13 protein-coding genes are annotated in these 12,512 nt (G+C 58.6%); 6 read left to right on the forward strand and 7 right to left on the reverse strand.

Annotated elements, in window-relative coordinates; all coding sequences use genetic code 11:
- Positions 1-151 precede the first annotated feature (151 nt).
- Positions 152-406 carry a hypothetical protein gene (locus tag J0X19_RS20565; RefSeq protein ID WP_206986314.1) on the forward strand — a complete coding sequence of 85 codons (255 nt, stop codon included), beginning with the start codon at positions 152-154 and terminating at the stop codon, positions 404-406.
- A 174-nt stretch (positions 407-580) separates the two neighbouring features.
- Here J0X19_RS20565 and J0X19_RS20570 read toward each other — a convergent pair whose 3' ends face one another.
- Together J0X19_RS20570 and J0X19_RS20575 are read right to left on the reverse strand one after the other, a co-directional pair.
- Entirely contained in the window at positions 581-2,071 is a 1,491-nt protein-coding gene (locus J0X19_RS20570; protein WP_206986315.1) for a TonB family protein, read from the reverse strand.
- Positions 2,058-2,705 (reverse strand): RNA polymerase sigma factor, encoded by a 648-nt coding sequence (locus J0X19_RS20575; RefSeq protein ID WP_206986316.1) that lies wholly within the window; start codon positions 2,703-2,705, stop codon positions 2,058-2,060. Before J0X19_RS20575 ends, J0X19_RS20570 begins: the two co-directional genes overlap by 14 nt.
- A 271-nt stretch (positions 2,706-2,976) precedes the next feature.
- Between J0X19_RS20575 and J0X19_RS20580 the strand changes: the two genes are divergently transcribed.
- From J0X19_RS20580 to J0X19_RS20590, 3 genes are all read left to right on the forward strand, one after another.
- On the forward strand, positions 2,977-3,465 hold the full coding sequence (locus tag J0X19_RS20580; RefSeq protein ID WP_206986317.1) for an RNA polymerase sigma factor: 489 nt from the start codon (positions 2,977-2,979) through the stop codon (positions 3,463-3,465).
- 123 nt (positions 3,466-3,588) lie between these two features.
- Positions 3,589-4,374, forward strand: a complete 786-nt coding sequence (locus J0X19_RS20585) for a tetratricopeptide repeat protein (protein WP_206986318.1) — start codon at positions 3,589-3,591, stop codon at positions 4,372-4,374.
- Between the two features lie 64 nt (positions 4,375-4,438).
- Positions 4,439-5,179 carry a TIGR04283 family arsenosugar biosynthesis glycosyltransferase gene (locus J0X19_RS20590; protein ID WP_206986319.1) on the forward strand — a complete coding sequence of 247 codons (741 nt, stop codon included), beginning with the start codon at positions 4,439-4,441 and terminating at the stop codon, positions 5,177-5,179.
- Between the two features lie 141 nt (positions 5,180-5,320).
- Here J0X19_RS20590 and J0X19_RS20595 read toward each other — a convergent pair whose 3' ends face one another.
- The 5 genes from J0X19_RS20595 to J0X19_RS20615 all read right to left on the reverse strand — a co-directional run bounded on the left by J0X19_RS20595 (position 5,321) and on the right by J0X19_RS20615 (position 11,443).
- Positions 5,321-6,394 (reverse strand): hypothetical protein, encoded by a 1,074-nt coding sequence (locus J0X19_RS20595; RefSeq protein ID WP_206986320.1) that lies wholly within the window; start codon positions 6,392-6,394, stop codon positions 5,321-5,323.
- Positions 6,395-6,665: 271 nt separating this feature from the next.
- Positions 6,666-9,182, reverse strand: coding sequence for a T9SS type A sorting domain-containing protein (locus J0X19_RS20600; RefSeq protein WP_206986321.1), 2,517 nt, complete (start codon positions 9,180-9,182; stop codon positions 6,666-6,668).
- A gap of 585 nt (positions 9,183-9,767) precedes the next feature.
- Positions 9,768-10,466 (reverse strand): metallophosphoesterase family protein, encoded by a 699-nt coding sequence (locus J0X19_RS20605; protein WP_206986322.1) that lies wholly within the window; start codon positions 10,464-10,466, stop codon positions 9,768-9,770.
- Positions 10,467-10,616: 150 nt separating this feature from the next.
- Positions 10,617-10,832: a hypothetical protein gene (locus J0X19_RS20610; protein ID WP_206986323.1), complete on the reverse strand. Its 216-nt coding sequence runs from the start codon at positions 10,830-10,832 to the stop codon at positions 10,617-10,619.
- A 95-nt stretch (positions 10,833-10,927) separates the two neighbouring features.
- Positions 10,928-11,443 carry a hypothetical protein gene (locus J0X19_RS20615; RefSeq protein ID WP_206986324.1) on the reverse strand — a complete coding sequence of 172 codons (516 nt, stop codon included), beginning with the start codon at positions 11,441-11,443 and terminating at the stop codon, positions 10,928-10,930.
- 171 nt (positions 11,444-11,614) lie between these two features.
- On the opposite strand from J0X19_RS20615, the gene J0X19_RS20620 reads away from it, so the two are divergent.
- Both J0X19_RS20620 and J0X19_RS20625 read left to right on the forward strand, forming a co-directional pair.
- Positions 11,615-12,178 carry an NADAR family protein gene (locus J0X19_RS20620; protein WP_206986325.1) on the forward strand — a complete coding sequence of 188 codons (564 nt, stop codon included), beginning with the start codon at positions 11,615-11,617 and terminating at the stop codon, positions 12,176-12,178.
- 70 nt (positions 12,179-12,248) lie between these two features.
- The gene (locus J0X19_RS20625; RefSeq protein ID WP_206986326.1) at positions 12,249-12,503 is read left to right on the forward strand and encodes a 4a-hydroxytetrahydrobiopterin dehydratase; all 255 of its coding nucleotides are present in this window, start codon (positions 12,249-12,251) and stop codon (positions 12,501-12,503) included.
- Positions 12,504-12,512 lie beyond the last annotated feature (9 nt).

A 12,512-nucleotide genomic window follows, 5' to 3' on the forward strand; every position in this document is an offset into this window, starting at 1 on the left:
AGGCTTTTTGCTATACTTTTTGACAGCAAACCTTCGCTTTTTTCACTGGCTAGCCCTGATGGATTCACTATCCCATAATTCTGCGGGACGTTGGCATGGCTTTGCGCGGCGCGGCTGCGTACACATACACTCACGCGTAAAATCCCCCTATATGAAAACGACCTTCGAATCTGAGTCTGATGCCTTAGCCGTTCCCGGCAATACCCCTACCACCGCCCAAGCCCCGGCCACTACCTCACCCGACGGCAACAATGACGATACCGGTGAAGCCCCGGTACCCGTTGCTGGCAACGGCGCCCCCGATTACAGCCAGGTGGAAGTGAAAACCGAACCTGAACTTCCCACTCCCGATAAAGCCGGCGGCAGCGCCACCGAACCCGAAAGCGGCGGCGGTTACAGCGGTTAGAGAGTAACTGAGTAGCAGAGTGACTGAGTGGCTTTTACCCAAGCAACGGCGCTAGTAAGAGCGTTTAGCAGACAGCCTGTAGCAATGCAAAAAGCCCTTGACGTGTGCTTACGTCAAGGGCTTTTTGCATTGCTACAGGCTGCACCGTATAACACTTGATACTCAGGCACTCCGCTACTCAGTTACTCTAAACGGCACGCTGATTTCGACGGGGCGGGCTGTGCGGCGACCTTTGCTGATGGCCGGATACCACCGGGGGCCTTCCTTCAGCAGCCGAATGGCTTCCGCGTCGCACTCTTCGGATAGGCTGCTCACCACCTTGATATCCTGTACGCTGCCATCTACGGCCACGGTAAAGCGCAGCTTCACGGTGCCTTCTTTGTTGTCTTTCAGCGCCTTTTCGGGGTACTGCAGGTTTTTCTTCAGATACTCCCGAAAGGCTGCGTAGCCGCCGGCTGGCAGCGCGCCAACGGACATTGGCGCTGGAGGCCGCTCCCGCCGTACTACCACCACTTCGTTGAGCTGCTTGGTGTCGGGCGCTAGTGCCAATGCTACGGTGCTGTCAAGGGCTCCTATCTGCTGCTCCGACGAGGTGTAGCCGATACTGTTGAATGTCAGGGCTTTCACGGAATCCGGCACCAGCAGCGCAAACGAACCGTCGGCGGCCGTGCTGGCCCCGATGGCCGTGCCTTTGGCCAGCACCGTCACGCCCGGCAAACCAGCTCCGTTGGTTTGGTCTGTTACTTGGCCGCGCACCAAGCGCATACCGGCTGGCGTGGCCATGGCCGAAGTGACACTACCGACTAGAGCCTTGGTGCTAGGTGCCACCCGGCTACTGGCTGCCGCTGGGGCAGCAGCCACAGTCCTCTTCTTTGCAGCCTTGGGCGCCATAGGCTCCGCCTCCAATTTTCTGTTATTGTTCAGCGTGTAGGCATCTGACTCCGCTTGTTCAACTGTTCGGGCCACGCTGCCAGAATCCGTCACAACAAGCTCCTTGCTACCAGCATCATTGCCTAGAGCCGTGCCACTGTCCGCTACTCCAGCAATTTCACCATCCGTATCAGCTACAACAACGGCCGACTGCCGGCGTGCCGACCGCAAAGCCACGGGTGGTCTTGGCGACGGTCGGCGCAAGGCGGTTGGCTCGTCTGTTGGCACAGAAGCCGCTGCCACGGCACCAGCCGCTTCCGTTGCTGCCTCAGGAGCCGACGCGGCTGCCGGTGCCGGTGGCGGAACGGCGCTTGGTGTAGCGGCCGGTTGCTGCATAGCTATTCGGGGAGCTGAAGCCGGGCCTTCAGTGGTGCGGCGCACCCCCAACCACAAAGCCGCGGCCGCCAGCAGCACCAGCACAGCCGCCGCTATCTGCCGCAAAGGCCACAGCGGCGCTACTGGCGTAGCATCGGGCTTTTCTTCGGCCACACGGGCGCGCAGCCGGGCCTGCAAGTCGGTTAGGGCGCGGTCGGTGGTGGGCAGGTCGGTTTGCGCAAGGCCTTCCAGCACATCGGCGCACCGGGTGCAGGCCAGCGTGTGCGCTTCCACGCGATGCTGCTCGGCCGCTGGCAGCGTTCCGGCCACGTACTGCCGCAGCACCGCCAGGGGCAGGTGCTGCCCCGCCGGCAAGCCGGCAGACAGGGAAGAAGCTGGAGACTGATTATCGGGCCGCATCGGAAGTGAAAGACGTGGTGGGCGGAGCAGATTCGAGGTTGCGCCGGAGGTTGCGCTTGCCGTTTTGCAGATGACTTTTAACTGAGTTCAGGTCGAAACCGGTTTCCTGGCTGATGTCGCGGTAGCATTTCTTTTCCAGAAAAAACAGCTCCAGACATCGTCGTTGGCCGGGGGGCAGGGCAGCCAGCGCGTGTTCGAGGGCTTGCAGGCGGGCTTCGGTGAAGGTGGCTTCGTCGGGGTCATCAGGTTCCAGATGCTCGGCCACCACCGATTCCATACCGGCCGCATCAGGAAAATGCAGCACCAGTGCCCCGCCCCGGTCGGGCCCCGGCCGCTGGCGGGCCCGCAGCACCATCAGGCAATGGTTGCGGGCCGTGGCGTGCAGCCAGGCCGGAAAGTTGTCTACCTCATGCACCCGGAGCTTGTCAACCAGCTGCTCGAACAGCTGCATCACGGCGTCCTGGGCGTCGGCATCGCCGGGCCCCAGGTAGCGCCGGCAAACAGCAAACACTTCAGGCATGTGCCGCTCGTAGAGTACGCCCAAGTCGGCTACGTCGCCGTGCTGGCGGTAGCGCACCAGCAACTCCGCATCGGATAGCTCGGCTGGTAACTTCGGACGGCGTTTGAAAAACATGCGGCGCGACAAACTCGGGGCGGCGCCGCTCGTTCGGCCAGCCGCTGGCTGCCCCAAGATACGGCAGTTGGGGCGGTTGAACAGCCGGCTCCGTCAATTGCACAAAGATTGTATTCGATTGTGTGCTGGCACGAACCTGCTCGTTTATCGGGGCGGAAACCTAAAAACGGGGCTTGCTGCTAATCTTCAACCCGGAATTACACGTTATCTTGTTTGATATTCGTGCGGCCGTTGCCCGGCACATCCGTTGTTGTTTTTAATTTCTGGTGTCATGCCACAGCCACTTGCCGCTACGCTCACCCACTTGCGGGTGGGCAACCAGACGTTCCTCGTCAACTTCTACCAAGAGCACCGAGACACGTTTGCGGCCTGGGCGCGCCAGCAGCACCAGCTGGACCCGGCCGCCGCGCACGAGCTGCTCCGGTCGGTGTTGGTTGAGTTCTACGACCAGGTAGCCGACGGCCGCCTTACCAAGCTGCCGGCCGACGTACCAGCGCACATCTACGACATGGCCGCGCAGCAACTCAAAGCCACTTCGGCCGCGCTGCCAGTGGCCGAAGCCAGCCGCCGTAGCCGCCTGTTAGGGCAGTTTGGCCAGCTCAGTGCCGACTGCCAGCAGGTGCTGATGTTCTTCTATTTTCGGGGGTATAATTTCAAGAAGCTGGCCGGCAAAATGGGCTTTGCCAATGCCACCGTCGGGCGCCTACAAAAAGCCAGCTGCCTGCGCCGGCTGTATGATTTGCACCAGCGGGTTGAGTAAGAACTGAATAGCGTATTAGTTGATTGTTGGCGGGCTGCTTGTTGAACGACGGGCCTATTCTTCCCTAACAACAGTCAACAATTCAGCTATCAACAATTTAACTATTTAACAATCAACTAGTAAATGGACCTGCGCCCTTATCTGGATGAACTGGAACGATTCGCTGACGGGCAACTGTCGGAGGCGGAGCAGGACGCGTTTGAACAGCGGCTGGCGCAGGACGAGGAACTAAGCGCCGCTTATGCAGCCTACGAGCAGTTTACGGCCGACCTGCGCTGGGTGGCCGGCCACGAAACGCTACGCCTGCGCCTACGCAACCTGGATAAGCGCCTCGATGAGCGGCAAACGGCACTAACCAACCTTAAAACGCGCACCCAGGCCGCCCGCATGCGCTGGAGTTGGCTGGTGGCTGGCCTCGTGCTGGCGTTGGGCGTAGCAGCTTGGTTTCTGTTTCGGCCCCAGCCTCTTGATGCCGAACAGGCCTGGACCCATTATTACGTGCCCGACCCTGGCCTGAGCGAAACTGAAGCCCAGCGTACCAGCAACCCATTGCTGGTACAAGCCATGCGCCAATACCGTGACGGGCATTACTCGGCGGCGCTGCACTCCTTGCGCCGTATTCCGGCCTCCACCCTCGGCGACGATACGCTGCTGTATTACACGGGGGTTATGCTGCTGCGGCAGAACGAAGCTGGGGCGGCCCGCTCCTACCTGACCCGCGCCACCCAACAACCCGCTTCCGTACTGGCCAACAAAGCGCGCTACCATTTGGCTATGGCTCAGTTGCGTACCGGCGAGTGGCTCCAGGCTCGTGCTACTTTGCAAAGCATAGCCGCCAACACCCAGAACCCTTATTGGGTGGAAGCCCAGGCAGCTTTACAAGCGCCGGAGCTTTTCTCGCGCGACTAATACCACCCTTGGTCCGTAGCCGAACCGTAGCAACCGGAACCGCGCCATTTTCGTCTCGGGAAACATGCGTTCTGTTTCACAGCCTACAGATTCCAACTCGCCCGCCTCTATCAGCATCATTATTCCTACTTACAAGGAAGCCGGGCAGATCGGGAGCTTGCTACGCCACGTACGCGCCGCCGCCGGGCCCGATTCTCTTTTGGAAATAGTGGTAGTGGATGCCTACAGCCCCGATAGCACGGCCGCTGAGGCGCGCCAAGCAGGAGCCCGGGTGGTGCTGTGCCCCCGCAAAGGGCGCGCCGCACAGCTCAACTTCGGAGCTACGCAGGCCCGCGGCAGCATTCTGTATTTTTTGCATGCCGATACCTACCCGCCCGTAGGGTTCACCCACGACATCAGTGAGGCGGTGGCGCGGGGCGCAGGGGCCGGCTGCTACCGTTTGGCGTTCGATCATCCGAGCTGGTTTCTGAAAAGCAACGCCTGGTTTACCCGCTTCAGCCTCGAGGTATTCCGCTTCGGCGACCAAAGCCTGTTCGTACGCCATGAGGTATTTGCGCAGGCCGGAGGCTACCGCGAAGACATGGTGGTATTTGAGGACCAGGAAATTACGCGGCGCCTGAAGCGCCTAGCACCGTTTCGGGTGCTGCCCGGCCCCATCGTCACGTCGGCCCGCAAGTACCGCGACAATGGTGTCTGGCGGCTTCAAGGTATTTATTACCTCATCACGGCCATGTACCGGTTGGGCATGTCGCAGCAGAAAATGGTGAACGTGTACCGCAAGCTTATCCGGCAGGACAAAGTGTGAGGTGGTGAAGTGGTGAGGTGGTGAAGTGGTGAGTTTTATGTTCGGTTTGCGCCAACTGCGCGGTTAAAACATAAAACTCACCATCTCACCACCTCACCACCTCACCACTTCACCATCTCACCACCTCACCACTTCACCACCTCACCTCTTCCGCCGCAATGGGTTCTGAATTACCTCGTTGCCGATGAAGTTCTGCCCGTTGGTGGCTTGGTATTGCTGGTACCGTTCGGCTTCTATTTTGCGGCGGTCCACGAAGTACAGCCCACCCCGGAAACCCCGGCGCCGCACCCAAGTATTGATTAGAAACGCGTGCGTTTTTTCCAGCTTGTTGGCCCCGCGCGTCGCCACGCCGTACTCGCCCTGAAAATACTGGCCGGGCTCTACGGGTGGGCGCACAATGCTGGCCGTGTCGCCGCGGCGCAGGCGCTCCGTGTCGGCCACCCACTTGCCGTTGATGATGTTCACGGCCGGGTACGGCGAGGGGTTGCCCCACATCACCCGCCGCTGTGCGCCGTTCACGTTGGCAAACCACGGCAAGTGCGACATCACAAAGGCCGAAAAATAGGCGTACTCCACCGGGTTGTAGTTCCGCTCCCGAAATACCAGCGTCACCTCCCGGCGCTCCGTCCGGATGAGGCGGCGCAGTTCTTTGCGGAAGCGGGTATCGGCCAGGTATTCCAGCGCCTCCGCGAAGTTGTTGAACAGCAGCGTCAGGCCATTATAGTGCACTGCCCCGTGCAAGTAGTTGATGGCGTGCGGCATCCGGCGGCGCGTGCCGTGCGGTATTTCCGGCGTCGGCACCGATTTACCCACCATGGTAGCCAAAAACTTGCCCACTTTGCTGGCAATAACTTCGTCGGTTTCCGGCACGTAGCCTGCTACCGCCCACTCGGTACCCACGGCCGTCCGGAATACTACGTTACGCGGCCATACGGCCCCTTGCGCGTCCGGCATCTGGCCGGTAACCCACGGATGCTCCGCCGATAACAAGCCGGCCGGCATTTTGTGCAGTGTTAGCAGCCGCATGACGTTCAGAGCCCCGCCCGTATTATGAATAAGATTACCCCGCACAATATTCTGGAGCAGAAAAGCGCGCTCTTTCACCCAGGCCCGCTTCCGGAGCCGCACTGGGGTGGTAGCTACAGTGCGGGCATGAGGTGCCGGCAATTCGGGGGTGCCGTTGAACTGAAATTCGTTGGTTTGCGGGGTGTCCATATACAATAAGTGGGAAATAAGGATTGAAACAACTGGAGCCAATACCGAAGCCGGCTACCTGATTTGAGGCAGCTGTCTGCCAGCTCTTTAAGCTACACGAATAAGATAGCCACTTCCGTATGTGGCGGCCTGAACTTGCCGTAAAAAAAGCGCCACCCCAAAGGAGCGGCGCTTTTTCTTGCTACTAATTGGCGTTGGCCACAGAGAGTATTCTAGTTCTTGTAAATGATTGGATAGCTATAAGTCACCTTGGGTAAGCTTACTAAGCTTTTTACTGACGTACCACGCGCTGGCGCAATACAGTACCGTTGAGCTTAGCCGTCAGGAGGTAGTTGCCGGCCGGGCACTCCGGTGTCAGCTGGGTTTGGTTGAAACCGGCGGTTACCGCTTGGGTGTGCTGCCATACCACCCGGCCCAAAGCGTCGGTGAGGGTGAAGGCAGCCGGAGCAGCCGCAGCTGAGGTCAGCTCCACCGTTAGGTTTTCACTGAAGGCGGTGGGGTAAGCGGCAAACTGTGCGGCTAGAGCCTGGTCGAACGATACAGTAACCGGACCGAAATAAGTGGTGCGGCCGTCCCGGTCTTCCTGGCGCAGGCGGTAGTAGCGCACGCCTTTTTTGTTGTCTTCCTGATCAATGAACTGGTACGAACGAGTAGCCGTGGCAGAACCTTCCTGCGCCAGCACAAAGCCCAGCGGACGGAACTGCCGGCCATCGGTGCTTACTTCCACCCCAAAGCCCCGGTTGTTGGTTTCGGTGGCAGTGGTCCAGGTGATGAGGGCCTGCCGGTCGCGGCGCGCGGCGCGGAAGGCCGTGATGCCCACTGGCAACGGACGCTGCGCATCGCCGAGGGTCCAGCGCGAGAAGCCATCCACGTTGTTGAGCTGGGCATAGCCAGCTCCATTGCTGGTGATGCCGCGCGGCATCCAGTTCGCACCACCATCTATCGATTTGAAGAAGCGCAGGTTAGCCGGCGCAATACCGTTCAGTTCGTGGTCGAGGTACGAGAACTTCAAGCCCAGGTCCAGGCCGCTGGAGGTGGCGGCGTTAATGTCGTAATAACGCAGGATACCTTGGTTGCCGTTGGCCGCGATAGGCGCCGTGCCCGTTACGCGCAGCACGTCGGTAACGCCGGGCAGCACCGAATTGCTGTTAGGCGTCATTTCCAGGCCAAGCCCGCCGAAGCGCTGGGTAGTACCGGCTTGCACGTTGCGGGTGGCTAGTACCTTGCCCAGCACATAGCTGTTGTCGGTTTCGGTCATGCTGGCCTGCTCTAGCAGTTTCAGCGTGTAGGTGCCCGTAGCCAGTACCCCATTGTTGAGGGTCAGCTGGCTGATAATGTCGGCATCGGCGGTAACGGTTTTGGTACCGGCGCCATTCACTTCCAGGTTGAAATACACGCCACCGCTTACGGTTTGTGCGCCGTTGCCGGTGAGCTTTACCAGGCCCCCAACGCTGGTAAACAAGCCACCCTGGCTGGTCATGTTGCCCGTAATTTCGAGCGTGCCCTGGGTCTGGTTGTAGGTACCGGTATTGGTATTGATGAAGTCGCCGACTACTAACACGTTACCGGCGTTTTTCAGCAGGCCGTTGTTGCGGAGCGTGCCCGTTACGTTCAGGCGGCCACCGGCTTCTACGTTTACAATCTGGCCGCTGGCAACCGTGAAGCTGGTTACTTCGGTGGCCGCGCTGGAGTTGAGGCTCACTACCCCACCCTGGCCGCTGCTCACGTTGGTTACGCTGATATTGGCCACTGCCGTCTGGCCGCTTTCCAGGCTCATGGCCGTGAGCGGCTGGAAGGTATTGGTCATGCTTACGTTGCTCACCGAGTTGCCGGACAGTGTACTGCTAACCCCCATGCCACAGGTAACCACGATGCCCCGGAACGAGGCGCCATCGTTCAGCCAAGAGCCGCCGCCGCTCTGGGCATTGCGGCCGCCAATTTTGTTGCCGCTGATGGTGTTGTTGGTAGACGCAACACCCGGCTCGAAGTCAATAGCCGTTTGTGCGGTAGTCGGAACAGAGGCAGCATCGTAGTAGATGCTGTTGTTGGATACGTTCCAGTTCAGACCGTTACCACCCAGCACCTGCAAGCCGTTCCGCTCGAAATTCACCAACTCGTTGTCTATGATAGTAACTGCGTCGTTGGCAATGCCGTTGCGCAGGTTCAGAGCGTAGATGAGCGTGCTAGGCAGCAACGAGCCCGATGCGTTGGCAATCCGGTTGCCGCGTAGCGTGTTGTGGTCGTTGCCGGTGCCGCCGCTAGCTGCGTTACCGATAGTTACCACCCCGAAGCCTGGCTGCCGGCAGCTGCCCAGCAACTGGGCGTCCACTACGGCATTGTATTGCGCGTCGTTCTGGAACAGAACGGTCGTTACCAGGTCGTCGGTTTGCTTGAGGGTAAGTGCCCGGTTAATCGTACCGTTGTTGCCGCTTACGGTTACGTAGCGGCTACCCGTATCGAAGGTAAGCGTGCCTTCAATAACCGTAGTTACCCCAGCAGCCGGCCGGATGGTAATGGGGTTGATGGCCGTGCCAGCCTGCGTGATACGCACGTTTTCCGTGTAGCTGGCATCCAGCAGCTGAATGCTAACCGGGTCGATTGGGGCACCCGTGATGGAAGCCAAGGCCGCACTAATAGTGGGGTAGTTACCGCCTGCTCCTACCGTCTTCACAATAGGAGCCGCCCAAGCCGATGAGGCCAGTAATAGAAAAGAGCCAGCCAACAGACCACGCACCGCAGTGCGCTCTGTAACTGAAGAAAGAGTCGAACGAAGTAGTAGTGTTTTCATTCTGATTTGGTAGTGTACTTACAGTAAAAAAGCGAGCAATCTGTCGCCACAATCCAACAGCCTCCTGATTTGATTACAACACCTTCTGTAGTAGGTGTACCGGGTAGCGACATACTTTGGCCGTTACTCACCAACTTTAGGAGAAAACCCTAAAGTTCAATTTATAACCAGCCTAGTGATATTGCATATAATATCACTCATCAAATATAGCTGCTAATTTTAAATTGCAAGCAAATTTTGAATTTATTCATTCTCGTCTGTGCAAGCTTATTCGACAAACGGCAGCGAATAGGAGTTATAATCAACATTAATCCTTACAAAGCAGGTTCGTTCAGTATAATTCAGTTCTTATAAAACACCCGTTTATATAACTTTTATCAATCACAGACGGGCGTTATCCAAGCAGTTTATTGGCACTTTCAATATAATTTTATCAAGTAAACGCTTTTTGTTTTTTGCACTCCTTGTTACTTAAATAATATTAAATCAAATCTTATATCAGTTTCATCCTATTGCGCAAGGAAAACCCCACTCAACTATGCGCTAGGGCAAAGCCAAGTGGGGCAGTTGTAGGAAGCGGTGAGCTTAACGGCGCGCTATGGTGTAGGGCACTTCCTGGTTTCGGAGCAACGTTAGGTCGAAGGAGTCGAGGTTGAGGGCGGCCAGGTGCGCTAGTTCCGGGTTGTGCCGGTACACGCAGCCCGTATCGAGGCTGATGGCGCCGGCCTTCACGCGGACCTGGCGCTGCACTTCGGCGGTGGGTGTGGGTACGTGGCCGTGTAGCAGGCGGCGTCCTTGCAGGCGGGAGGCATCGTAAGTGAATTGCTTGATATTGAGCATGGTGTGCCAGTCGGTGCGCAACTGACTGGGGGGCAACCGGAAGTTGTAGCCTGCGTGCACCAGCGCAAAGCCTTCAGTATCAAGCTGGTACGGCAGTTGGTCCAGCCAGCGCAGGTACACATCCGGAATGTCCTCGGGGCGCGTTACGCCGAAACTTTCCAAAGTGAGGTGCCGGTCGGCGGCAGAGGCCCAGGTGAGGTGGTGCAGGCCTTTGGCGGCATCCAGTAGCTCCTGGTCGTGGTTGCCGCGCAGGCAGTGCACCCGAAACCCGCGTTGCGGCAACGCCATCAGGTAATCGAGCACGCCGCGGCTGTCGGGGCCTTTGTTTACGTAGTCGCCCAGCACGAATAGCTCGTCTTCGGGTGTCAGGTGCAACTCGTGTTCCAGCAAGTGCCGGAAAGTTTGCAGGCAGCCGTGCAAATCAGTGGTGACGTAGCGGGCCATAGGTTGGGAAGCAGGAACAGGTGAAACAGGTAGACGACGAGCAGACGGAGGATACGCGCCTTATTTAGTTAGGCTTGGCGCAGTACAAATACAGAAAAAGAAAAAAGCACCTGCCTGTTGCGGCAAGTGCTTTTCGTTGGTCGGTGCTTCTTAATTATAAGCGGGCTTATCAAGGTCCGGCTTATCGAGGTTGCGGTTGGGGTGACGTATACCGGCGTCATCGGCCTCCTGCTGTAGCCGCTCTTCGGTCTGCTCGTCCAGGTCGTTTACGGGTAGGTTGCCGGCCCCTTTGGGCTGCTCACTCTGCGTAGGACTGCCGTGGTTTTCCTTGGACTGCTGGTTGGAATTATTGCTCTGGTCAGACATGTCGATAGAAGTTAAAAGATGAGAGTTATTGACTGGCAGTTGTTGATTGCCAGTATCAATAAACTGACAATCAATACCTGGCAACTAGTAGCTGGCTACTGGTCGATGGCCGTATCGGTGGCATCGGGGTCGGTGAGGTCGGCGTTGGTGCCTTGGCGGGCGAGGTCGGCGTTGGTGGGCTGGCGCTGCTCCATCTGGCCCATACCGATGCCGGAGTCGGGGTCTTCCATTTCATCGGGGCCAGAACGGGCATCGTCGGCGTCCAGCTCGTCTACCGGGCGGCGCGCTTCCATTGGGGTATCGTCGTCGTTGACGAGGTCGGGGTTGGGAATGTCTTCGTTGGGCTGCACCGGGCGGCCTTCGTCGTCGGAGCGCATATTGTCGGCGGGGTGTTCGGTTTGGTCGGCGTCTTCGTTCACCGAAACCGCCGTTATACCAGAGCCGCTGTCGGTGCCGTAGCCCTCTTTGCCTTCCCGGTTGCCAAAGCCCCCGCGGGCCGCTTCGTTCTTGGGTGGGTCGCCGCCGGGCGTGATGTGGCCGGCAGCCATTTCTTGCTCGGAGGTATCGTCGTTGAGGATGCGGACGGGGCGGTCTTTCGGGTCAATAGCCATAGCAGCAGTCGGTTCGTGGAGGGGAACAAGGAAAGATAAGTGTACTGTGGTTTGCAGCTTTGGGTTTAGGTTGCGAGGGGTTGTTTCAGATTTCAAGCAGTAGCCGCTGCCCTGTACGGGCCTGACTATCTTGCCGGTGGGTTTTCTTATTCTGCTTTGTTTGTTACGACTATGCTTGCTCCTATCCGCTCCGTTGCCGACCTGCTTCAGCACCTCAATGCCAGTCAGCCAGTGAAGTATCTGTTCTTTTGGGGGCACACTCGCCCGCCAGGGGCGGCGGTAGGCAAAGAGTGTTTTAGCCAGTGGTATCCGGCGCCGTTTATTATTGACAACGACACCTACGCCACGGCCGAGCACTACATGATGGCCGAAAAAGCCCGCCTGTTCGGCGACGAAGCCACCCGCACGGCCATCCTGCAAGCCACCCACCCCGACCAAGCCAAGAAGCTAGGCCGCCGGGTGCAGCATTTCGATGAAACGCGCTGGAATGCGGCGCGCTTCGAGGTGGTGGTGCGGGGCAACGCGGCCAAGTTCAGCCAGCACCCCGAGCTGCGGCAGTACCTGCTGCAAACCGCGCCGCGCGTCCTCGTAGAAGCCAGCCCCGTAGACGCCATCTGGGGGATTGGACTGGCGCAGGATAGTCCGCACGCCACCAACCCCGCGGAGTGGCGCGGCCTCAACCTGCTGGGCTTTGCGTTGATGGAAGTGCGGCAGGAGCTAGGAGCTAGAAGCTAGTAGGTGGCAGCTTTTCATCTCTCCAGCTTTAAAATTCCACCTTCTAACTCCTTACTTCTAGCTCCTCCAGATGTGGACTGAACACGACAACGCCCTGACCTGCACCTTCCGCTTCGCTGATTTCAAAGCGGCCTTTGCCTTCATGACCGACGTGGCCGCCGCGGCCGAGCAGCTCGACCATCATCCGTGGTGGGCCAACGAGTATAGCACCGTAGAGTTCCGGCTGCGTACCCACGACGCCGGCAACACCGTCACGCGGCGCGACCATCGGCTGGCCGAAGCCATCAGCAAGCTAGCCGAACAGCACGGGGCAGTGGTGAAATAGTGAGATGGT

It is taken from the genome of Hymenobacter telluris, assembly GCF_017313265.1.
GTDB lineage: Bacteria > Bacteroidota > Bacteroidia > Cytophagales > Hymenobacteraceae > Hymenobacter > Hymenobacter telluris.